A 21,963-nucleotide genomic window follows, 5' to 3' on the forward strand; every position below is an offset into this window, starting at 1 on the left:
CAAACCGCTGCGCATACGTTGCCCTAGCCCTGAGAGGCGAAAGCACATGCAAAATAAACGCATCATTTTTGTTGATGACGATCAATTCACCGCCGCGATGAGCTGCGAAGCGCTGCGCGACCACGGCTACAGTGTCCTGGAATTGCACTCGGCCGCCGAGGCGCTCGGCGCCATTGACGCCCACGAGCCCCTGTTCGCCCTCGTCACGGATATCAACCTCGGGCCTGGCATCGATGGCTTCGAGATCGCGCGATATGCACGCGCCGCCTATTCAGACTTGCCGGTCGTCTACATCTCCGGCCTGAACGCCCTGCGACATGCCGGCGAGGGCGTGAGCGGATCGGCTTTCATTCCGAAACCCTATGATGTGGCTGGGATCATCGTGGCTCTCGCCTCGCCCGCCGGCCAAGATGATTTCGATCCGGCGGCGCCGCCGCGTGGGGCCGGAGGGTCGGCGCAGCGCCCGGGCGTGTCGTTCGATGGTCTCGGGCGCAACGCCCCGATCCTTCCACCCGACGAATCGCGCGATAACTTGGCGCGCATCGATAGCGCCCGGCGTCTCGCATCTAGCCGGCGGAGTCCGTCCTGCTATACGGGGCGCTCAGGTCCCGCGTCGTCACAGAATCCACTGCAAGTGGCTGGTCTCTCTGATGGCTCGGTGGCCTCGGCGCCGGTGCATCGCCGCTCGGCGCGCGGTGCGGCTCAAGCTTCCATTCGCGAGAGGTCCAGGTCGGATGCGTTCACCGCTGACGGCCGGAGCCTTTGCATCCTGCATGTCGACGACCATCCCGTGAATCGGCGTGTCGTGGCCGAAGTGCTGAGTGCCCTGGGCCATCGATCGGTGGAGGCCGCCTGCGGCGCAGAGGCGCTGGACCAACTTCGGCTTCAGGCGTTCGACCTGGTGCTCATGGATATCAACATGCCGGGCATGAGCGGCATCGAGGTCACCCGCCAACTCCGAAACTTCCGGGGTGCAGGCCGGGACACACCCGTGATCGCGCTGACCTCAGAGGTCGAACGCAGCACGGCCGACTACTTGGCGCTGGGGTTCGACGACTATGTGGCAAAGCCCTTCCACATCCAAATCCTCGCCCAAGCCATCGAGACCTGTGGCTACACGGGCAACAGGAAAGGCAGAACAGATCGGGCCAAGCTGCTCGCTGGCTAATGCGTGCGCGACGGGTCAGCCTCCGGTCGTTGCCTCGGCTGGAATGTCTGCTCGTGGCCCGTCTCAGTCTTCAGGACTTGCAATGACCTCGTCCGGGAAGGTGGACGTCGTGGCGGGAGCAAACAAGGAATAGTCAGCAGGGATCGTTAGGAGCCGGGGAGGTCGGACCGCGCACAACGCCCGCATGCGTGAAGGTTCGTTGTCCGGCGGAGTTCTAAGGTCCTGTGTGGATGGCTCCCGCATTGCAAGTCGTGATGTGAGGTTTGGCTTGGTGGTCGGATGCAGTCTTGTGTTCGACCTGTTCGCGCGGTCATTATCGGCCCGACGCGGCCGACCCGCGGATCACCGCACTGCTCGCCCGCAAGCCCATCCGTGTGGCGACGGTCGCCATGGCCAACCATGCGGCCCGGGCGATCTGGGCCATCATGGTGCGCGGCGAGGTCTACCGCGCGCCGGCCCCTGTGGCCGCGGCCTGAACCGCCTACCGACCAGATCAGCAGCCACAGGAGGCGCTTCAGAGGTTGCGAGGACGATGTGAAATGATGGCGAACCGGTCAGACCGGAGACGAGGACAACCTGGGTAAGGTCCAGGCCTCCGAGCCCGCAAAGCAGAATGGGACCTCGTCTGCGGAAACCATCAAGGCCAGCGGTCAATGACCGCGCGAACAGGTCGAACACAAGACTGCATCCGACCGCCACGCCAAAGCTCACATCACCCCTTGCAATGCGGGAGCCATCCACACAGGACCTTTGAGAGTCTGCTTGCGGTGATCACCAGTGATCCGCAGGGGGCGTATCCATTCAATTTTGTGCAGTTGCCGCCGCCGCCATTCCACCCTCCGATAGAGCCGGGATCGGGGGAACCGCGCATGACGCCACGCCGCATCATTGCCGCCGCGCTGGCCTTTGCCGCCGCCGTGACGCTGACGGCCTCTCCCCAGGCCGCCCCTTACCGCGCGCCGCGCACCGCCGACGGCCAGCCCGACCTGCAGGGCTTCTGGACCACGCTCTCGGCCACGAGCCTGCAGCGCCCCGCCGGCGCCCCTCTCACCTTCGCCACACGGGCGCAAGAACAGGCCTACGAGTCCAACCTTATGGCGCAGATCGCGCGTGGCGAAGCCTCGGGCCTTGGGCAGGGCGCCGCCGAATGGCATCCGGCCTACGGCATGGCCAGGCTCGACGGGAAGCTGCGGACCTCCTGGCTCGTCTCCCCGGCCGATGGCCGGCTGCCCTACCGCCCCGAAGCGCTGAAGCGGTTCCAGGCCCTGATGGCGGCCGCCGCGGAGTCGCCCGCTAACCCGGAGGATCGCCCGCCCACGGATCGCTGCCTGCTGGCCGGCTTCGCCTCCGCCACGCCGCCGATGATGAATCCGGCCGTCGCGGGTGGAAAACAGATCGTCCAGACTGCGACCGAGGTCGCCATCCTATCTGAGATGAACCACGACCTGCGCATCATCCGCCTGGCCGGGTCGCTAGGCCGTGAGAAAGGGCGCAAGGCCCGTCAGGCCGCGCCGGCCCATCTGCCCCCGAGCGTGCGCGTCTGGCTCGGCGACAGCGTCGGCCACTGGGAAGGCGAAACGCTGGTAGTCGAGACCACCAACTTTCACGACCAAGAGACCTTCCGGGGTCCGGTCTACATGATCTCGGCCGCCGCCCGGGTCACCGAACGCTTCACCCGCACCGCGCGTGACGAGATCCGCTACGCCTTCGAGGTCGACGACCCTGCCACCTACACCGCCCCCTGGCGCGGCGAGATGCCCCTGCATCCCGACAAGGGCCCGATCTTCGAGTTCGCCTGCCACGAGGGCAACTACTCCATGCCGCTGATGCTGCAGATCGCACGAGCGGCGGAGAAGGGGCGCTAGCCGTGCATGAAGGTCCGCCTTCGGGCGCGGAGCTTCGGACCGCATTTGTTGAGGTTTCTTGGGCGCCCGCCAGGCGCCGCGGTGGGTCTGACCCCGCAGGCGGGCGCCTGAGAAACCTCAACAATTGCGGACCTTCAGCAAGACCGCCTACCGTGATCCCCGAGTGATCTGTCGGGGGCGTTCAAGCATGGATCTGAAGTCGATTGGGAGCGCGTTGTGCGTGCTCTCCATGGCCGGCCTTCTGGGACTGTCGGCGACCAGCGCCGCGGGGCAAGGCTATCACGCCCCGCGAAACGCCTACGGCGCGCCCGATCTGAACGGCGTGTGGAACAACAACGCGCTCACCCGGCTGCAACGCCCGGCCGGGCTCCTGCCCCTGGTCGTGCGGCCCGCCGATGTGGCGGAAGCGGAGCGCAAACTTATGACCGGCTACTCGCCGCCAAGCACCGCGGCGAACGTCGGCGGTTCCGAGAGCGAGTGGTGGGACGGGGCGCACCTGGCCCGGGTGGATGGCGAATTTCGGACCTCGTGGCTGGTCGATCCCGACGACGGCCAGCTGCCCTACTCCGCTGAAGGCAAGCGCCGCGCCGAGGTGTTCGCCAAGGCCCAGATCGAATCCTTCGACGGCCCCGAGTCGCGACCGGTGGCGGGGGATCGCTGCCTGCTGCCCAGTTGGGGCGCCATGGGACCGGTGATGATGAACGCCCCCTACAACGCAAACTACCAGTTCGTGCAGACCCGCAACCAGATCGCGATCATGGCGGAGAACAACAGCGAGTTGCGGATCATCCGGATCGGCGCGGCGCATCTGCCCGCCCAGATCAGGCCTTGGACCGGCGACTCCATCGGTCATTGGGAGAAGGACACCCTGGTGGTTGAAACCACCAACCTGCGCGCGGACGCTCAGCTGAGCCAGGCGCCGTTCTTCTTCACCGCAGGGGCCAGGGTCGTGGAGCGGTTCACGCGTGTCGCGCCCACTGCGCTGAAATATGAATTCACCGTCGAGGACCCAACGATCTTCACCCGTCCCTGGCGGGCGGAGATGGCGTTCGTCGCGACCGATGCGCCGCTCTACGAGTTCGCCTGTCATGAGGGCAACTACGCGATGACCAACGTCCTGGCCGGCGCGCGTGCGGTCGAGCGGGCGCAGGCTGCCGCCTCCCTGGCGCGGTGAGGGGCTGTCATTGAAGGGGTCCGATTTCGGCCACTTCGATTTGACGTCACGCACTGGCCAGAGGTGTCACCTGATCCCGCGATCGCTATAGCCCCGCCGCTGTGTAAGGGAGTGCGCCGAGTTCGCGGACCTATCTCCTGCCGAGATACCCCGCCAACCGCTCCAACCCGGCGGCGTTGGTCTGCGGCCGGTTGGCGAAACACCAGCGCAGCCACCCCTGGCCCTCCGGCCCGAAGGCCGAGCCGGGGGCGAGGCCGATGCCGGCCTTGTCGATCATGTCCTTGGCCAGCGCCACGGAGTCGGTGACGCCCTCGACGCGGAAGAAGGCGTACATGCCGCCTTCCGGCTCCGGCGCCTCGACGCCCGGCATCTGGCGCAGCGCCCCGATCACCTGGTCCTTGGCCGTGGCCAGCTCGGCGCGCAGCTCGGCGATATAGCCCTCGCCCTCGTTCAGCGCCGCAATCGCGCCCGACTGGATGAAGTCCGGCGCGCAGGAGGTGTTGTATTCGATGACCACGCCCATGGAGTCGGTCAGGCTCCTGGGCAGCACCATCCAGCCCATCCGCCAGCCGGTCATCCGCCAGGCCTTGGAGAAGGTGTTGGTGGAGATCACCCGCTCGTCGTCGCCGGCCAGCGGCAGGAACGAAGGCGCCGACTTGCCCGGCCCGAAGATCAGCCGCTCGTAGGGGTCGTCGGTGATCAGCCAGATGCCATATTCCCGGCACCGCGCCAGGATCGCCGCGCGGTCCTCCGCCGCCAGGGTCCAGCCGGTGGGGTTGTTCGGCGAGTTGAGGAACAGCGCCTTGGTGTCCGGCGTCAGCGCCGCCATCAGCTTGTCGAGGTCGAGCCGCCAGCGGCCCTGGGCGCGCTCCAGCGACACCGTCTCCATCCGCGCCGACAGGATGCGCGGGATCTCCACGATGTTGGGCCAGGCCGGCGTGGTCACCACCACCTTGTCGCCCGGCGAGACCACCGCCTGGCTGACCAGCATCAGGGCGTTGACGCCGGCGCTGGTGATCCCCAGCCGCTCGAAGGCGATCGGCTGGCCGTGCAGGCGCGTGAGATAGGCGCCCAAGGCCTCGCGCAGGTCCGGCCGGCCGAGGTTGTGCGTGTAGAAGGTCTCGCCCGCCGTCAGCGCTTTTGCCGTGGCCTCGCGGATGAAGGCCGGCGTCGGCTGGTCGCTCTCGCCAACCCAGAACTTCAGCACGTCCTTGCGGGCCATGCCGACATTGGCCACCTCGCGGATCTGCGAAGCGCGAAGGGCGAGGACGTCAGGTCGGGCGGTGGCGGAAAACATGGTCTCGTCCTAGCGGGCCGAAGCGGGCGGAACAATCGCCGTGGCGCGCCGGGCGCGCGCTAGGTGGCGAGCTTGAAGGGCTGACGGATCTCGCGGAAAGCCGGCAGAGCCTCGCAGGTCGCCGCATGCGCGCTCAAGGCTGGCCAGCGGGCCCAATCGAACTCGCCGGCCAGGGCCTCGGACACAAACCCGATCATCGTGGTCAGCATGACGTCGGCGTGGCTGAGCTCGTCGTCGAACAGATACCGCGTCGGGCGCACCTGCCGTTCGGCCTCCAGCAGGTCCAGGGTCTCGGCGATCTGCAGCCGGCAACGCTCGACCCACAGCGGGAACGCCGCCTCGCGCAGCACCCGCTCATAGAGCAGGCTGACCCCCTTGTCGGCCACGCCCGCGGCCAGGGCGGCGATGCGTAAGAGGTGGCGGCCGTCCTCGCCGTCGCGGGCCAGGACCGCGCGCTCTGGCCCCACCATGTCGTCGACCACCGCCAGGATCGCTGCGGAGTCGATGAACACCGTCCGGTCGTCCATCACCAGGGTCGGCACCCGGCGCAGCGGGTTGAACTTGGCGATCCTGTCGGCGTCGCCGAACGTCGACCAGGGCTGGTGCTCGAAGGCCAGTCCATAGGTCCTGAGCGCGATCCCCACCCGCCGCACGAACGGCGAGTCATATTGCCCGATCAGCATCATGGCGCGGCGCTCTCCCCGAAGTCCTGCGGTCGAGATAGGGGCTGCCGACCTTCAGATGAAGTCCCTACTTCCCGTCGGGGGCGATGATCGGGCGGGCGTCTTTCCATTTGTAGGGCAGCGTGTCGGGGATCACCGAGACCTCCGTCGTGAACTTGAACGGATAGGCCGTGCCGCTGGGATAGGTCAGCTCGACGAAATAGGCCGTCCAGCCGGCGGCCGGCTTCTCCACCTTGCCCACCCAGGTCCCGTCCGCGGCCGGCGTCAGCACGCTCGAGGTGAAGGTCTTGCCGATGGTGTCGACGCGGAAGTCGCGGGCCTTGGGATTGGTCCCCTGCCACAGGCGCACCTCGGTGGGCTTCACCGCCGACTTGACCACGATGGCCCCGTCCGGCCGCACGACCCACGAGTAGTTCGGGATCGGCCGGTGGTTCAGCACGGCGTCGTAGAAGGCGGTCATGCTGTCGTTGATGTCGGTGCCCGCCGTCGAGTGCTTCGAGTTGGGGATCATCCGCAGCCGCTTCACCTGCGGCAGCAGGTGGTAGGAGAACTTGGTGTTGTCCGGCGGGAAGTACTCATCGCCCACCGCGTTGATGATGTACTTCGGCATCTTCATCGCCGGCCGGTCGCGGTAATTCAGCGGGTCCTCGATGCGATTGACCTCGGTCAGCCCCGGCGAGCCGATCATCTCGGGGATCAGGTGGTTCTCGACGTAGTCCTTCAGGGCCGGCGAGAAATAGCCCATCGCCTCCCAGTGGTGCTTGGCCGTGGCGTCCACGTCGAGGACGTTGATCACGATCGGGATGATCGCCACCACGCGCCGGTCGATAGCGCCCACCAGCCAGGTGGTCCAGGCCCGCTTCGAACCGCCGGAGACCACGAAGCCGTTGATCTTCAGCTTCCCGCCCGCGTCGCTGGCCAGGTACTGCTGGACCGCGGTCATGGCCTGGGTCCCGCTCTTGACCATCGGCAGGCGCACCAGGTCGAGCGGGTTGCGGTCCTTGGCGAACTTGGCTTGCTGGTAGGCGATGATCTCGTCCTCGACGCGGGGCTTGGGGTCCTCGGCGAAGCGCAGCGGCTGGTTCGGCACGTCGTCCAGCTCGCTGACGACGGAGCTGGTCTCAACCGCCATCTTGGCGAAGCGGTCGGTGGCCTTGGTCGGCGCGGCGTCGGTGTTGTTGCCGCCGGTGATGAACAGGAAGGCCTTGTCGCGGCTCGCTGGATTGGCCGACAGCTTGTCCGGCACGATCACCGTCAGCCAGTGCTTCCACAGCGGCTTGTCGACCTCTTTCGCGGTCAGCCAGGTCTGCGAGGTCAGCTCCAGCACCGCCCCGTGATAGCCCGGCCCCGACACCGGCCCGACCACCTTCCAGGCGAAGGCCGGATCGGGCTTGGCCACATAGGCGTCGAGCGCATTCTTCGGATTGGCCAGCGCCGGGGAATAGGCCAGCACGACGGTCGCCAGCGCGGCGCCCAACAGCTTCATCAAACGCATGGACTTCAAACCTCCCGATGGACCTTTGCCGGTCCTTGGGCGCACCATGGCACAGCCGCGCAGGCGGCGTAAGAAATCAGGCCGGGGCGCGCGAAGACGCCCCGCCAAGGGGAGGAACGACCATGAGCCAAGACCAGGGCGCGTCCCGCCGCAACGTCCTCACCGGCGCCGCCGGCCTCGGTCTCAGCGCCTTCGCCGCCCGCGCCGGCGCCTACATCGCCAGCGGCGTCACGCCCGCCGTCTCCACCACCAACGGCCCGGTCATCGGGCTGATGGAAGAGGGCGTCCCGACCTTCAAGGGCCTGCGCTATGGCTCCCCGCCCCTGGGCGCCCTGCGCTGGGCGCCGCCGGCGAAGCCCGCAAGCTGGACGGAGCCCGCCGCGGCCATCGCCTTCGGCCCGGCGGCCATCCAGTACGCCTCCGGCGGCGGCGCGGCGCGTTATCCCGGCGCGGTCGGCCCGGCCCTGAACCAGCTGATGAACTCCGGCGAGGACGCCATCCGCCAGAGCGAGGACTGCCTGTTCCTCAACCTCTGGACTCCGGCGCTGGACCGCAAGGCCCGCCCGGTCATGGTCTGGTGGCACGGCGGCGGGTTCAATTACGGAAGCGGCAACTGGCCGGTCTACGACGGCCACAACCTGGCGAAGAACCACGATGTGGTGCTGGTCAGCGTCACCCACCGGCTCAATGCCTTCGGCTATCTGGAGCTGGCCGACCTGGGCGGCGATCCGGCCTCAGGCAACGTCGGGATGCTCGACCTCGCCGCCTCGCTGCAGTGGGTCAGGGACAACATCGCCAACTTCGGCGGCGATCCGGGCAATGTCACCGTCTTCGGCCAGTCCGGCGGCGGGGCGAAGGTCGCCACCAGCCTGGCGATGCCCGCGATGACCGGCCTGCGCCACAAGGGCATCGTCGAAAGCGGCGCGGCGCTCCGCTCCGCAGAAAAGGCCGCCGCCACCGACCAGGCGCGCCAATTGATGAAGGCCCTCGATGTCGCCGATGTGGCCGCCCTGCGCCGGGTCCCGCCCGCCGCCATCATCGCCGCCGCCAAGGGTATGGGCCCGGTCGGCGGCCGCTGGGGGCCGGTGATGGATGGCGTGGCGATCAAGGGCCATCCGTTCGACCCGGTCGCCAATCCGGTCGGCCGCGACGTCGCCATCATGGTCGGCTGCACCGCCGACGAGCAGACCCTCTACAACGTCGGCTTCGACTGGTGGGGTAAGCAGACCGAGGCCCAGATGGTCGAACGGCTGAAGGCCCAGTACGGCCCGCTGACCGACAAGCTGGTGGCCGAGGCCAAGGCCAGATACCCCACCGACAACCCCAGCTACATGTACGTCGACATCACCTCCAAGGCGGCCTTCGTCTCCTCCGCCGCCCTGGCCGAGCGCAAGTCGGTCCAGCCTGCGCCGGTCTACATGTACGTGTGGGAAGGGCGCACGGCAGTCGACGGCGGCATGATGCGCGCGCCCCACACCACCGAGATTCCCTTCGCCTTCGACAATGTGGCGCTGGGGCCGATGCTGCTGGGGACCTCGCCCGCGACGCTGGCGCTCGGCCGACAGGCCAGCGCGGCCTGGACCGCATTCGCCCGACACGGCGACCCGAACGACCCCAGGTCCGGCCTGCCGCACTGGCCGCGCTACGACGCCCAGGCCCGGGCGACCATGATGTTCAATTCCAGGAGCCGCATCGACAACGACCCCTATGCGGCGTTCCGCAAGCTGATGCCGCCGGTGCGCCCGGCCTGAAACCAAACGCCGCGACCCTACGTAGAACTACGATGTGGCGTCCTGCCACCTTAACGACTCGGCAGGCTTTGCCGCAATCTGCACTCGCCCGGCGGCTCCCAACCACACGCCGGGTTTTGACGGGGCCGGCTCGGCTGTTCGGGGCGGCCCCGTTTGATTCCAGCGTTTAGCTGCGCGGCATCCGCCGCTGCGCCAGCGCCGCGCAGGACGCCGAGCCGATCGGGCCGTCCTCGTCGTAGAGGAAGCACTCGCCGATCGCCACGCCGTCGGTGGCGCCGTGGTTGATCACTTCATAGCCGATCCACTCGCTCACCGGCTCGCGATGCAGATAGACCGTCACGTCGGAGTTGATGAACTCCAGGCCCGCGTCGCCGGCGTTGGCGAAGGGGCTGGCGAAATCCGCCGACACCGCCACCCGCACAAAGGGCGTCAGGGCGCGTCCCGCCACCAGTTCGCGCACCTCGGCCATCCAGGTCCGCTTCTGGCCGACCGTGCCGAAGTCGCCGGCGATCCGGCGCGTGGCCCACATCCCGCCCATGCCGGCGCGGCCGTCGGCGGGCGGCGGAATATCGGCCGGCGCCGGCACGATCCAAGGCTCCGGCTTCCAGACATTGCCGCCTGGGTTCTCAGTCCGCTTCAGGAGCTGGCAGGTGGCGCGTCCCGCGCTGACCCCGCCGGAGATAAACTCCGCGTCGATCACCTTGATGCGGTTGCCGGCGCGCACCACCGTCGTCGTCACCTCCACCGGCGACAGGTCCGGCAAACGGTACATGTCCACCGTCAGCCGGGCGGGGATGAAGTCGGGGCTGCCATGCAGCCGCTCGATCTCCGCGCCCAGCAGGCCGGCGATCACCCGCCCGTGCAAGGAGTTGGGGTTCCACGGCCCGCGCGCCGCCGGTGTCGGGACGTAATGCGTCCCCTCGATGGTGAAGAAGGGTTCGTTGGCCATGGCCAAGCTGGGTAGGGGGCCGCAGGCGATCGATCAAGCCTGCGCCGCACTCGCCGCCGGCGGAGCCGCCGTCGCCCGCTCGCCGCGCCAGATGATCATGTTCAGGGCCAGGTCGGCGGTGACGTTGCCGATGGTGCGGAAGATGTCCGGCACCACCTCGACGGCGATCAGGATTGGCAGGATGTCCACCGGCAGGCCGAGCGTCAGGCAAAGCGGCGCGATGCTGGCGAAGAACGAGATCTGCCCCGGCAGGCTGACCGACGCCAGGCTGGTGGCTACGGCGACGAACACGACGCCGAGGTATTGGGCCGCACTGGGATGGACGCCGTAGACCCGCGCGACGAACAGGGCGACGCCCAGGTTGGCGGCGGGCCCGGTGAAGCGGAACAGCGCGACGGCCAGCGGAAGCACCAGTCCGTTCACCCGGTCAGGGATCCCCAGATCGTCACGCGACCGCTCGATCATCGCCGGCAGGCAGGCCAGCGACGACTGGGTGGCGAAAGCGGCCACCTGCACCGGCGCCACGGTCCGGGTCCACAGGCCGACCGAAACCCGCCCGATGAGCAACGCCGCGACATAGGCGACCACCGTCAGGCTGATGTTGGTGAGCGAAATGGCGGCGACGTAGTGGCCGATCTCGCCCGCGGCGCCGATGCCGGCGCGCAAGCCGACGCCGAGGCCCAGGCAGAACACCCCGACCGGGGCCGCCAGCAGGATCCAGCGCACGATGGTGACCATCGCCTCGCCGATGCTGTCGAAGAATTCCAGGATCGCGCCACGCCTGGCGTCCGGCAGGCGGGTCACGGCAAAGCCGAAGAAGCTCGCGAACACCACCAGCGGCAGGATCGCGTCGTCCGACGCCGCCTTGATCACGTTGGGCGGCGCCAGGCCCTTCACGAAATCGATCAGACTGGGCGCTTGCTTCGCCAGGTCGGGCGCGGCGCTGGCGCCGGCGCGCAGCGCCGCGGCGCCGGCGCCGCTGACCGGCCACAGGGCATAGAATCCCTCGGCGAACACCACCGTGTAGATCGAGCTGAAGGTCAGGGCGATGACGATCAGGACGATGGTCTTGACCGCCAGGCGGCCGGTGGCGGCCGCGTCGGCGACCCCTGCGATGCCGGTCACCAGCACCGCGAAGATCAGCGGCACGACCGTCATCCGCAGGCTGTTCAGCCAAAGCCCGCCGACCGATTCGACGATCTCGATGACCCGCTTGACCTCCGGGCCGGCGTAGGCGGCCGCCGCGGCGCCCAGCGCCAACCCGGCGACGAGCGCGATCAACACCCGCACGCTCAACGATCGCAGCATCAATTGGTCTCCCCCAACGCCCGCAGGGCCCCAACACCTCCAAGGCCAAGCGACCTTGGCCGGTGCGCTTCCCCTGCGCAAGGAAGCTCCCTAGACCCTGTCCCGGCTGACTTGATTCAAGTCAGCCGGGATAAAACAGAGTCGTCGTCTATATCTGGAGCCCTTCTCATCCACTCAGGTTGAGCCAACCTGAGTGGGAAGGGCTCAAGGCTTGGCGTAATGGAGGAGTTTGCATGGCCGGCCTGAAGGACAAGCGCGGGTTCATCGACAAGGAGCGGCTCGACCTCTCCGAGCGTAAGGCGGTCGAGTATTGGATGAAACGCTGGGGCGTGACCAAGGACCAGATCACCGCCGCTCACCGCAAGGTGGGCCGCCTCACCAAAGACATCGCCGCAGAGCTCGGCAAGAAGCGCTAGGCTGAATGTCGATCCTCGCTAATGGCACAGCCTCGGCGCCAGGAGCGAGCTGACCGTCTTGATCAGCTGGTCGGTCTCCAGCGGTTTCAGCACTGTGGCGTCGGCGCCCATTTTCGAGGCGACCTCCAGCAACAGGGCGGCCTGGAAGTCATCAATCTCCAGCATGGCGATGATGGGGGCCTGGACGTGCGCGCCGCGCAGCGCCCCGATCATTTCCAGCCCGTCCATTTCCGGCATCAGGATGTCGCAGATCACCAAAGCCGGCTGGAGCAGATAGTACTGATCCAGACCATCGCGCCCGTCGGCGGCCTCGACGACCGCATATCCCCGCGTCCGGAGCATCCGCGCCAGCATCTCGCGCTGGCTGGCGTCGTCATCCACAACTAGGATAGTCAACACACGTGTCACGCCTCGTCCGGTTGGGCTCCCCCGGCGGTGCAGGCGCATATGGGTGGGATTGTTGCATTCTTGAAATGCATTATTCGCACAGGTAAATGTGCCGGATGAATTGGCGTTCGATTGACCTCAACCTGCTTGTGGTCTTAGACGCGGTCATGCGCGAGCGCAGCGTAACGCGCGCCGGCCGCCTCATTGGCCTCAGCCAACCGGCCATGAGCCACGCGCTCAATCGCCTGCGCCATATGCTGGGCGACGAGCTGTTTGTGCGCACGCCGGACGGCATGACGCCGACGCCCCGCGCCGAGGCCATCGCCGAGCCGCTGCGCAATGCGCTGAGCGAAATGCAACTGGCCCTGGAGCCCCTCACCTTCGACCCCCAGGCGTCGGACCGCACCTTCACGCTGGGCCTCAACAATTTCGGCGCGGTCGTCCTGGCGCCGCCGCTGGTGGAGGCGACCTATGGCGCGGCGCCCGGCGTGCGGCTCGACATGCGCCCCAGCGGAACCCTCGACATCGCCGAAGGCCTGGACCGCGGCGAGTTCGACCTGGCGATCGGCAGCCATGATGCGCCTGGCGAACGCTTCGCCTGCGAGCTGTTGCTGGAAGACCAGTTCGTGCTGGTCATGCGCCGCGGCCATCCGGCCAGCCGCCGCAAGTTGACCGCGGCGGCGCTGGCCGAGCTGTCCTATCTGGAGATCTCGTCCAGCGGCGAGGACATCAGCTTCCTTGACCGATGGCTCGCCACGCGAGGCCTCACGCGCCGGGTCGTGGCCCGCTCGCCCTATCTTTCGTCGCGGGTCATCCTCGCCGAATCCGACTTCGTGACCATCTTCAGCCGCTGTGTCGCCGATGTGTTCGCGCGCAACTTCCCCCTGGACGTCCGCGACCTGCCGATCGAAACGCCGTTGGTCAGGACGAGCATGCTGTGGCATCGGCGGCTGGATCGGCACCCCGCGCACCGTTGGTTGCGCCAACGCGTGACCTTGGTTTCCCGGGCCCTGTGTGAAATTCCCGCGCCGCATGACCGGGTGACATGAATGCATTTTCGGCATTGATACCGCGCACCCATATCCGCTGCCGGGCGTTCGGTCGGATTTCGAGGGAGCATTGCCATGCTTGACTGGACCGTGGTCACCGCCGCTTTCCTCACGGCGGCCGTCGAATGGGTCGAGGCCTTCACCATCGTCCTGGCGGTCAGCCTGAGCATCGGCTGGCGCGCCGCCGGCGGCGCGGCGCTTGCCGCCCTGGCCGTCCTCGCGGTCATGACGGTCGCCACCGGCGGCGTGCTGAACCTGGGCCTGGAGGTCCGCTGGCTGCAGCTGGCGATCGGCGTCTTCCTGCTGCTGTTCGGCGTGCGCTGGCTGGCCAAGGCCGTGGCGCGCGGCGCGGGCATGAAGGCGATGCACGACGAGGCCGAGATCTTCGCCGAGACCCGCGCCGAACTCAGCCGCGGCGACCGGAGCGCCAGCTGGCTGATCGCCTTCAAGGGCGTCCTGCTGGAAGGCCTGGAGGTCTGGCTGATCGTCGCCGCCTTCGGTCTGCACGGCCGCGCCTGGATCAGCAGCGGCGCCGGCGCCGCGGCCGCCCTGGTGGTCGTGCTCGCCGCCGGCCTGGCGGTCCGCGCCCCGCTGACCCGGGTGCCGGAGAACGCCATCAAGTTCGTGGTCGGCGTGATGATCACCGCCTTCGGGACCTATTGGACCTTTGAGGCCGTGGCCGGCGAGCGGGCCTGGCCCTTCGGCGACCTCAGCCTGCTCGCGCTCGCCGCCTTCTACGCCCTGGGCGGCCTCAGCCTCATCGCCCTGATCCGTCGCACGCGCCCCGTGGGAGCCACCGCATGAAGGCCTTTCTGAAGACCCTGTTCGGCGACGCCGGGACCGTCACGGTCGTGGCCCTGGTGATGATCGCCGAGACCGCGCTGACCGCCATCGGCCAGGCGGGGCTGGGCGCCTTCCTGATCCCGATCGCGGTGCTGGCCGGCGTGGCCCGGCTGGCGACGCGCTGAGGTGGCGCTGCACGACCTATCGCCCTGGATGCTGCTCCTTCTGCTCGCCGCGGCGATCTGGGCCGGCGCCCAGAACGCCCTGGCCGGCGGCGGTTCGTTCATCACCCTGCCCGCCCTGATCCTCTCAGGCCTGGACGCGCGCGCCGCCAACATCACCTCGACGGTGGCCCTGTTCCCGGGTCAGGTGACCACCGGCTGGGCCGGCCGCAGCCTGGCCAGCGGCGCGGAGAACCTGTCGCTCAGGACCCTGATCGTCATCAGCCTGGCCGGCGGCGCGGTGGGCGCCTTGCTGCTCCTGCTCACCCCGCCAAGCTTCTTCGAGGGATTGCTGCCGTGGCTGGTGCTCTTCGCCACCGCCGCCTTCGCCTGGGGCAGCTTCCGCCGCCGACCGGAGACGGCGCGGGCCCTGAAGCCGGCGCAGGCCATGGCCCTGCAGTTCGCCATCGCCATCTACGGCGGCTATTTCGGCGGCGGCATCGGCTTCCTGATGCTGGCCGTCCTCAGCCTGGCGAAACTGCCGGTGCGCGCCGCGGCGGCCACCAAGAACGTGCTGGCCGGCGTGATGAACGGGACGGCGGTGCTGGTCTTCCTGTTCTCGGGCGAGGTGCGCTGGGTGCAGGCCGCGACCCTGGCCGTGGGCGCGATCGGCGGCGGCCTGGCCGGCGCCTGGCTGCTGCGCCGCGCCAACGAGAAGATCCTGCGGCTCGCGGTCATCGCCATCGGCGTGATCCTGACCGTCGGCCTGTTCATCCGCGCCTACCGCTAACAGCGCCTGCCAGGGATCGAACCTTGGCCTTGGGCGTTATTCGTCACCTACCCCAAAGGAGATTCGATGGCGCGCTTGCGTAAACAGCTTCCCGTGCAACTTGGCGCCGGCGAACTCCACTGCCGCGGCTTCACCGGACCGGTCGACTACGAGATCCACGGCGAGCCCTCGGCCCTTCGCCTGGGCCCGCTGCGGCTGCGCGGCTCGTTCACCGCCACGCCGGAGATCGCCGCAGACGCGTTCCGCGCCGGCGAGGGCGAACTGAAGCTGCAGGACGGCGCCAGCTTCCGCATCACCCTGGTGGGCCATACCGAAGGCTCGCACACCGCCTATTTCGAAATGCGCGTCTGACCGTTCAGGTCGCCGACGGGTTTGCAGGGGGTGGGGCGATGACATCGCGCGGCAGGGTGAAGACCAGGCGTTCGTCTTCCCACACCTCGGCGCGAACCGCGTCGGCGCGCTGCGCCAGCAGCCGCGCGGCGATATCGACGGCATGACCTTCCGTGGAGTCGGGCAAAACCTCGAAGTGCGGCACGCCGCCGGTCCGCCGATGGATGTAGCAGAAGTAGGCCATCACCAACCCGCCGCGCAGGAGTGAACCTCCCATCATCTGCACTTGAGCTTGCGCGCGTTTCAGGCGTCGGCAAAGCAAAATGTAAAGATGGTTAAGTAAACCCTAGGTGTGCGTCAGGTACCCGACACAGATTGGCAGTTGCTGTGTCGGGCTGCCAAACAACCCTAGGCTTCGCCCCAGGCGCGCTCCAGGTATCGGACGGCCAGCGAGTAGCGGAACGCGGCGTTGGAGCAGGCGTGCAGGCGCTCGGCGATGTCCGCCAGGGCCGCGTCCTGGTCGCGGAATCGCGCGAGCTCGACGCCGTCGCGGCGCACGATCCAGTCGCCTACGTCCTCGATGACTTCGAACTTCATGGGGTCCCGCTCGACACAACCATCGCGATAAGGCGGCACTGGTTAAGACACCAATTGCGTGCGCCGCGCCGGTCCCTGCGCTTAGTTGTCGCACGTCAAGGTTGCCGAGCGGAGATTTCTAGATCGCAAACGCTGAATCGCGCGCCCAGTCGGGTTTTCAGCCGCGCCGCCCGGGCCTGGAACGCGGGCCCCGCGGTGTCGCTCACCTCCAGCCGGGGCCGCTCCGCGGCGGGCAGATCGGCGGCCACGCGCACGCGGATCATCCGGTCCGGATCGGCCGGCGGCTCACCCGTCTTGATCGAGCGCACCACGTCCAGGCCCTGCACCACTCGGCCCCAGACCGCGTAGTCATGGTCGAGCCGCCGGCCCGGGGCGCGCATGAAGAAGATCTCGCTGTTGGCGGTGTCGATCCCCGCCTGGCGGCCCATCCCGGCCACGCCGTCGCAATAGGCGCCCCAGACCCGCGGGCGGTGGTCGCTTCCCAGCCCCTGTTCCTTCACGGACACGCCCGCCACCGGGACCGCACCCACGAAGCCCTCGATCCCGTCCGCGCGGCGGACCACCGTCGTCATCGCCACGTCCGCCGGCAGGCGGGCGCTGAACTCCGCCGGCAGGTCCGGATAGGCCGACGTCCCGCCGTCGTGGTTGTTCGGATTGCCGGTCTGGTCGACGAAGCCCTCGATCACCCGGTGGAAGAGCAGGCCGTCGTAGACGCCCTCCTTCGCCAGCCGCTTGACCCGCTCCACCGCCTTGGGCGCCAGCGCCGGCGCCATCTCCACCACAATGCGCCCCTTGGAGGTCTCGATCACCAGGGTCTCAGCCGGATCCAGCGGCCGCCAGTCCGGATGCGGCTTCGCCGCGCCCAGACACACAACACCTGCAGCCGCCACGACCAACGCCCTAATGCACCGCTCCATGCCCGCCCCTCTGATTATGGAAATTCCGGAAATAATCTTCTGCTCAGCCGCCGCTTTACCGCGCGATCCGGAAGCTTATCTTCCATCGCGAAAGGACCACACCATGATTGAGAAACGCACCTTTGAGAGCCTCGGCGGCGCCGACCACGGCTGGCTGAAGGCCAAGCACCACTTCTCGTTCGCCAACTATTACGATCCCAAGCGGATGGGCTGGGGCGCCCTTCGCGTCTGGAACGACGACGAGATCGCCCCGCAGTCCGGCTTCCCGCCGCACCCGCATTCCGACATGGAGATCATCACCTACGTCCGCGAGGGCGCGATCACCCACAAAGACTCCATGGGCAACGAGGGCCGCACCGGCCCGGGCGACGTGCAGGTGATGAGCGCCGGAACCGGCGTGCGCCACGCCGAGTACAACCTGGAGAGCGAGCTCACCCGCCTGTTCCAGATCTGGATCGAGCCCGACCGCGCCGGCGGCCCGCCGTCCTGGGGCGCCCGGCCCTTCCCGAAGGCCGACCGCGCCGGCAAGTTCGTGACGCTCGCCTCCGGCCTGCCCGGCGACGAGGACGCGCTGCCGATCCGCACCTCCGCGCGAGTGGCCGGCGCCACCATCAAGGCCGGCGAGACCGCCGACTACGCCATCGACCCCAGCCGCCACGCCTATCTGGTGACGACCCTGGGCGCGGTGGAGGTCAACGGCGTGCGGCTCGACCCCCGCGACGGCGCCGCCATCACCGGCGAGTCCGCCCTGCGCGTCACGGCGCTTCAAGACGCCGAAGTGGTGCTGGTGGACGCGGCCTAACGCAGCTCGCTCCTCCCCTGAAGGGAACGCTTTGGGGGAGGTGGCGGCGAAGCCGGCGGAGGGGGCGTATTGCAAGTGCGCTCGCCCCCTCCGTCTCGCCGCTGCGCGCCGATCCACCTCCCCGCTTCGCTGGGGAGGAGCGGCCTCAGGCCTCAGCGAACTCCGGGTGCTCGAGGTCTTCCACCAGGCCCGGACCTGTCGGCCTCCAGCCCAGGCGCTGCTGCGTCAGCCGGCTGGAGGTCGGCGCGTCGCGGTTGGCGAACATCGCCAGGAAACCGAAGTGCGCGGGCGCCTCCTCCAGGGTGATCGAGGCCACCGGCAGGTTCAGGCGCTTGCCCACCGCCTCGGCGACGTCGCGCATCGAGACGCCGGACTCGCCCACCGCATGGTAGCGCGCGCCGGCCACGCCCTTTTCCAGCGCAAGGCGATAGACCTTGGCCACGTCGTCCACATGGGCCGCCGCCCAGCGGGCCGAGCCATCGCCGATGTAGGCCGAGACCCCCTTCTCCTTCGCGACGTCGATGGCATAGGTGACCAGGCCGGCCTTCTGGGTGTCATGCACCTGGGGGAGGCGCACGATCATCGCCCGCACGCCCCGCTTGGCGTAGTCCTCGACCAGCAATTCGGTGGCGCCTCGCCCGGCGCCCGCGCCTTCCGTCGAGGGGCCGTCTTCTTCCGTCGCCTCCCTGTCGGGGTCGGCCATCAGGGTGCCGGAGGTGAGGATGAAGGGTTTGCCGGAGCCCTCCAGCGCCTTCAGCATCGCCTCGACATTGGTGCGGTCGATGGCGATGTTCTCCATGAACTTGCTGAAGTCGTGGATGAAGGCGCAGTGGATGGTCCCGTCGCAGGCCGCCGCGCCGGCCGCCAGGGTCTCCGGCTGGCTGAGGTCACCGCGATGCACCGCCACGCCCGCTGCCTGCAGCTTGGCGGCGTTCTCGTCGTTGCGCGCCAGCCCCAGCACCTCGTGGCCGTGGGCCTTCAGTTCCGCAATGACCGCCGAGCCGATGAAGCCGCTGGCGCCGGTCAGGAAAACACGCATGGTCAAACCTCCAAAAGATCCGCGGCGACAACCCTTGCGCTCTGGAATATCCTGGTAAAGTAGTGATTTTATCATGGTATAAAGACTAACAGGATGAGTGAACTCCAAGCCGCCGAGAACCCGCTCGGCGTCTATCTCAAGGACCGCCGCACGCGCCTCGACCCGGCCGCCTTCGGCTTCCCCGGCGAGCGCCGCCGCACGCCCGGCCTGCGCCGCGAAGAGGTGGCGCAGCGGGCCAACATCAGCCCCACCTGGTACACTTGGCTGGAACAGGGCCGTGGCGGCGCGCCCTCGGCCGACGTGCTCGACCGCATCGCCCGCGCCCTGATGCTGACCGACATCGAACGCGAGCACCTCTTCCTGCTCGGCCTCGGCCGGCCGCCGGAGGCGCGCTATCGCAAGAACGAAGGCGTCACGCCGCGGCTGCAGCGGGTGCTGGACGCGCTGGACCCGACGCCGGCCCTGATCCGCACCGCCACCTGGGACGTCCTGGCCTGGAACCGCGCGTCCACCGTCATGCTCGCCGACTACGGCGCCATGCCGCCCGAGCAGCGCAACATGCTGCGGTTCCTGTTCCTCGACCCCCGTGCGTGCGCGGCACAATACGACTGGGACAGCGTCGCGCGGTTCATTCTGGGCGCCTTCCGGCTGGACGCCGCCCGGGCCGGCGCCGCCGCCGACGTGGAGCCGCTGGTCGAGGAACTCAGCCGGCTCAGCCCCGAGTTCCGGGCGATGTGGCGCGACGGCGACCTGCCGGCCGCGGTCCACCGCGAGGCGGTCAAGCACATGCGCCACCCGGTGCTGGGCGAGGTCGCCTTCGAATACTCGACCTTCGCAGTCGACGGCCGCACCGACCTAAGCCTGCTGGTTTACAACCCCGCGACGCCCGAGGACGCCGAACGGATCGCGTCGCTGGTCCGCGACTAGGGCGCTCTTGCCGCGCCCGGCCTAATCCCCTAGCCACGTCACAGGTTGACGTTAGGGGGAGTACGGAATGCCGGGATTGATGTTGGCTCTGGCGCTGGCGGCGGCGCCGACCCCGCCCGATCACGTCCACCAGTACCGCGACGTGGTGATCTCGCCCAAGGGCGACCTGATCGCCGCCATCGAGAGCGACGATCCCTTCGCCTCCGAGGCCGAGCCGCATCCGGTCGTCGTGATGCGCAGCGCCAAGGACGGCGCGGTCATCGCCAAGTACGACCCCTGCGCCAAATGCTTCTATTCCGGCGCGGCCTGGTCGCCGGACGGCTCGGGCCTGGTCTTCGTCTCCACCGAGCGCAAGACCCGCACCGCCACCCTCGAGGTGGTCCGCGACGGCAAGACCGCGGAGGCCCTGGTGTTCCCGGGCCTCTTGGAAACCCCGCGCTGGTCGCCCGACGGCAAGACCTTTGCCGTCCTCGCCACGGAACGCCCCCGCAAGATCGGCGGCGCGACCCAGGCCGGCGCGGCCAATGTCGGCGAGATCGGTTCCGCCACCGACGAACAGCGCGTGGCGGTCCTGCCCGCGAGCGGCGGCCCGCTGAAATTCCTCTCGCCGGCCGACACCTATGTCTACGAGTACGACTGGGCGCCTGACGGCAAGGCTTTCGCGGTCACCGCGGCCAAGGGTGACGGCGACAACAACTGGTGGATCGCCAAGCTGGCGGCCGTCGGCCTCGACGGCTCCTTCCGCGAGATCGCCGACCCCGGCGTGCAGATGAAGTGGCCTAAGGTCACCCCGGACGGGAAGTCCGTGACCTTCATCGGCGGCCTGCATTCGGACTTCGGCCCGACCGGCGGCGACCTCTGGGTCGCGCCCTTCGCCGGCGGCAAGGCGGTCGACAAGACCCCGGCCTACAAGGGCAGCTTCACCTCGCTCGCCTGGCGCGGGAAGACGCTGTTCGCCACCGCCATCGAAGGCGACCACAACGCCGTGCTCACCGTCGATCCAGCCAGCGGCGCGACCAAGACCCTGCTCTCGGGCCCGGTCAGCATGTCCTCCGGCGAGGGCAAGGTCTCGCTGAGCGCCGACGGCAAGCTACTGGCCGGCGTCGCCGAGGACTTCACCAGCCCGCCGCACATCGGCGCCGGCCCGGTGGCCTCGCCGCGCCAGATCACCCACGACAACGACGCTCTAACGCCCCAGGTCACCGCGCGCTCGATCACCTGGAAGAACGACGGCTACGACGTCCAGGGCTGGCTGACCGGCCCCGCCAACCTCGAGCCGGGCAAGAAGTATCCCATGGTGGTCCTGGTCCACGGTGGGCCAAGCTCGGCGGTGCAGCCCAGCTACATGTGGAAGGGCACGACCAACGACTTGGTGCAGCACGGCTTCTTCGTCTTCCAGGCCAACCCGCGTGGCTCCTTCGGCCAGGGCGAGGCCTTCACCAAGGCCAACGTCAAGGACTTCGGCGGCGGCGACCTGCGCGACATCCTGGCGGGCGTCGACGCCGTGGAGAAGGTCGCCCCGGTCGACGACAAGCGCCTGGGCGTCTACGGCCATTCCTACGGCGGCTACATGACCATGTGGACCGTGACCCACTCCAACCGCTTCAAGGCCGCGGTGGCCGGCGCCGGCATCGCCGACTGGGTGAGCTACTACGGCGAAAACGGCATCAACCAGTGGATGGTCCCGTTCTTCGGCACGTCCGCCTACAAGGACCCGGCGGCCTACGACAAGTTCTCGCCGATCCGCTATATCAACGCCGCCAAGACCCCGACCTTCATCTACGTGGGCGAGCGCGACGTGGAATGCCCGGCCGACCAGTCGCTGCAGTTCCACGCCGGCCTCGACGCGGTCGGTGTCGCCAATTCCCTGGTGATCTACGCCGGCGAAGGCCACGGCATCCGCGAAGCCGAGCACAAGGAAGACCTCAAGAAGCGCATCCTCGGCTGGTTCGACCAGTACCTGACGCAGTCTTAGACGTCTTCAACTCCGAGCGTCCCGGCGAACGCCGGGACCCATGCGGTGTTCGGTTCGGTTCCGCCGGCGCGATACTGGCTCAGCTTGGATCCCGGCTTTC

24 protein-coding genes are annotated in these 21,963 nt (G+C 68.4%); 14 read left to right on the forward strand and 10 right to left on the reverse strand.

Features of this window, described 5'->3' with window-relative positions; all coding sequences use genetic code 11:
- The first annotated feature begins 46 nt into the window (after positions 1-46).
- The 4 genes from VHS75_RS15200 (at position 47) to VHS75_RS15215 (ending at position 4,207) form a co-directional block, all read left to right on the forward strand.
- The gene (locus VHS75_RS15200; protein ID WP_329639457.1) at positions 47-1,168 is read left to right on the forward strand and encodes a response regulator; all 1,122 of its coding nucleotides are present in this window, start codon (positions 47-49) and stop codon (positions 1,166-1,168) included.
- A 287-nt stretch (positions 1,169-1,455) separates the two neighbouring features.
- A complete protein-coding gene (locus VHS75_RS15205; RefSeq protein WP_414694331.1) occupies positions 1,456-1,644 on the forward strand; it encodes a hypothetical protein in 189 nt (62 codons plus the stop codon).
- Positions 1,645-2,037: 393 nt separating this feature from the next.
- Positions 2,038-3,033 (forward strand): hypothetical protein, encoded by a 996-nt coding sequence (locus VHS75_RS15210; protein ID WP_329639458.1) that lies wholly within the window; start codon positions 2,038-2,040, stop codon positions 3,031-3,033.
- Between the two features lie 187 nt (positions 3,034-3,220).
- Positions 3,221-4,207, forward strand: coding sequence for a hypothetical protein (locus tag VHS75_RS15215; RefSeq protein ID WP_329639459.1), 987 nt, complete (start codon positions 3,221-3,223; stop codon positions 4,205-4,207).
- A gap of 130 nt (positions 4,208-4,337) precedes the next feature.
- On the opposite strand, the gene VHS75_RS15220 is transcribed toward VHS75_RS15215, so the two are convergent.
- From VHS75_RS15220 to VHS75_RS15230, 3 genes are all read right to left on the reverse strand, one after another.
- On the reverse strand, positions 4,338-5,504 hold the full coding sequence (locus VHS75_RS15220; protein ID WP_329639460.1) for a pyridoxal phosphate-dependent aminotransferase: 1,167 nt from the start codon (positions 5,502-5,504) through the stop codon (positions 4,338-4,340).
- Positions 5,505-5,563: 59 nt separating this feature from the next.
- Positions 5,564-6,190 carry a glutathione S-transferase family protein gene (locus VHS75_RS15225; protein WP_329639461.1) on the reverse strand — a complete coding sequence of 209 codons (627 nt, stop codon included), beginning with the start codon at positions 6,188-6,190 and terminating at the stop codon, positions 5,564-5,566.
- Positions 6,191-6,254: 64 nt separating this feature from the next.
- Entirely contained in the window at positions 6,255-7,682 is a 1,428-nt protein-coding gene (locus tag VHS75_RS15230; RefSeq protein WP_329639462.1) for a PhoPQ-activated protein PqaA family protein, read from the reverse strand.
- 122 nt (positions 7,683-7,804) lie between these two features.
- On the opposite strand from VHS75_RS15230, the gene VHS75_RS15235 reads away from it, so the two are divergent.
- The gene (locus VHS75_RS15235; protein ID WP_329639463.1) at positions 7,805-9,433 is read left to right on the forward strand and encodes a carboxylesterase/lipase family protein; all 1,629 of its coding nucleotides are present in this window, start codon (positions 7,805-7,807) and stop codon (positions 9,431-9,433) included.
- Between the two features lie 166 nt (positions 9,434-9,599).
- Here the strand turns inward: VHS75_RS15235 and VHS75_RS15240 are convergent, their stop codons facing one another.
- On the reverse strand, positions 9,600-10,382 hold the full coding sequence (locus VHS75_RS15240) for an acyl-CoA thioesterase domain-containing protein (protein ID WP_329639464.1): 783 nt from the start codon (positions 10,380-10,382) through the stop codon (positions 9,600-9,602).
- A 33-nt stretch (positions 10,383-10,415) separates the two neighbouring features.
- On the reverse strand, positions 10,416-11,690 hold the full coding sequence (locus tag VHS75_RS15245) for a dicarboxylate/amino acid:cation symporter (protein ID WP_329639465.1): 1,275 nt from the start codon (positions 11,688-11,690) through the stop codon (positions 10,416-10,418).
- 233 nt (positions 11,691-11,923) lie between these two features.
- Here VHS75_RS15245 and VHS75_RS15250 point away from each other — a divergent pair, with 233 nt between their 5' ends.
- Positions 11,924-12,106 carry a DUF3606 domain-containing protein gene (locus tag VHS75_RS15250; protein ID WP_293368806.1) on the forward strand — a complete coding sequence of 61 codons (183 nt, stop codon included), beginning with the start codon at positions 11,924-11,926 and terminating at the stop codon, positions 12,104-12,106.
- An 18-nt stretch (positions 12,107-12,124) separates the two neighbouring features.
- Here the strand turns inward: VHS75_RS15250 and VHS75_RS15255 are convergent, their stop codons facing one another.
- Positions 12,125-12,502, reverse strand: a complete 378-nt coding sequence (locus VHS75_RS15255) for a response regulator (RefSeq protein ID WP_329639466.1) — start codon at positions 12,500-12,502, stop codon at positions 12,125-12,127.
- Positions 12,503-12,609: 107 nt separating this feature from the next.
- On the opposite strand from VHS75_RS15255, the gene VHS75_RS15260 reads away from it, so the two are divergent.
- From VHS75_RS15260 to VHS75_RS15280, 5 genes are all read left to right on the forward strand, one after another.
- Positions 12,610-13,542, forward strand: coding sequence for a LysR family transcriptional regulator (locus tag VHS75_RS15260; RefSeq protein WP_329639467.1), 933 nt, complete (start codon positions 12,610-12,612; stop codon positions 13,540-13,542).
- Between the two features lie 75 nt (positions 13,543-13,617).
- Positions 13,618-14,346 carry a hypothetical protein gene (locus VHS75_RS15265; protein ID WP_329639468.1) on the forward strand — a complete coding sequence of 243 codons (729 nt, stop codon included), beginning with the start codon at positions 13,618-13,620 and terminating at the stop codon, positions 14,344-14,346.
- Entirely contained in the window at positions 14,343-14,510 is a 168-nt protein-coding gene (locus VHS75_RS15270; RefSeq protein WP_329639469.1) for a hypothetical protein, read from the forward strand. Before VHS75_RS15265 ends, VHS75_RS15270 begins: the two co-directional genes overlap by 4 nt.
- 1 nt (position 14,511) lies before the next feature.
- Entirely contained in the window at positions 14,512-15,276 is a 765-nt protein-coding gene (locus VHS75_RS15275; RefSeq protein ID WP_329639470.1) for a sulfite exporter TauE/SafE family protein, read from the forward strand.
- 66 nt (positions 15,277-15,342) lie between these two features.
- Positions 15,343-15,627 carry a hypothetical protein gene (locus tag VHS75_RS15280; protein WP_329639471.1) on the forward strand — a complete coding sequence of 95 codons (285 nt, stop codon included), beginning with the start codon at positions 15,343-15,345 and terminating at the stop codon, positions 15,625-15,627.
- A 4-nt stretch (positions 15,628-15,631) separates the two neighbouring features.
- Here the strand turns inward: VHS75_RS15280 and VHS75_RS15285 are convergent, their stop codons facing one another.
- From VHS75_RS15285 to VHS75_RS15295, 3 genes are all read right to left on the reverse strand, one after another.
- Positions 15,632-15,883: a hypothetical protein gene (locus VHS75_RS15285; RefSeq protein ID WP_329639472.1), complete on the reverse strand. Its 252-nt coding sequence runs from the start codon at positions 15,881-15,883 to the stop codon at positions 15,632-15,634.
- Positions 15,884-16,014: 131 nt separating this feature from the next.
- On the reverse strand, positions 16,015-16,203 hold the full coding sequence (locus VHS75_RS15290) for a hypothetical protein (protein ID WP_329639473.1): 189 nt from the start codon (positions 16,201-16,203) through the stop codon (positions 16,015-16,017).
- A 95-nt stretch (positions 16,204-16,298) separates the two neighbouring features.
- A complete protein-coding gene (locus VHS75_RS15295; protein ID WP_329639474.1) occupies positions 16,299-17,120 on the reverse strand; it encodes a peptidylprolyl isomerase in 822 nt (273 codons plus the stop codon).
- A 103-nt stretch (positions 17,121-17,223) separates the two neighbouring features.
- Here VHS75_RS15295 and VHS75_RS15300 point away from each other — a divergent pair, with 103 nt between their 5' ends.
- Positions 17,224-17,922: a pirin family protein gene (locus tag VHS75_RS15300; RefSeq protein ID WP_329639475.1), complete on the forward strand. Its 699-nt coding sequence runs from the start codon at positions 17,224-17,226 to the stop codon at positions 17,920-17,922.
- 145 nt (positions 17,923-18,067) lie between these two features.
- On the opposite strand, the gene VHS75_RS15305 is transcribed toward VHS75_RS15300, so the two are convergent.
- A complete protein-coding gene (locus VHS75_RS15305; RefSeq protein ID WP_329639476.1) occupies positions 18,068-18,961 on the reverse strand; it encodes an SDR family oxidoreductase in 894 nt (297 codons plus the stop codon).
- A gap of 93 nt (positions 18,962-19,054) precedes the next feature.
- Between VHS75_RS15305 and VHS75_RS15310 the strand changes: the two genes are divergently transcribed.
- Together VHS75_RS15310 and VHS75_RS15315 are read left to right on the forward strand one after the other, a co-directional pair.
- Positions 19,055-19,888, forward strand: coding sequence for a helix-turn-helix transcriptional regulator (locus tag VHS75_RS15310; RefSeq protein WP_329639477.1), 834 nt, complete (start codon positions 19,055-19,057; stop codon positions 19,886-19,888).
- Between the two features lie 67 nt (positions 19,889-19,955).
- Positions 19,956-21,863: a S9 family peptidase gene (locus tag VHS75_RS15315; protein ID WP_329639478.1), complete on the forward strand. Its 1,908-nt coding sequence runs from the start codon at positions 19,956-19,958 to the stop codon at positions 21,861-21,863.
- Positions 21,864-21,963 lie beyond the last annotated feature (100 nt).

It is taken from the genome of Phenylobacterium sp., assembly GCF_036264965.1.
In the GTDB taxonomy this organism is placed as follows: domain Bacteria; phylum Pseudomonadota; class Alphaproteobacteria; order Caulobacterales; family Caulobacteraceae; genus Phenylobacterium.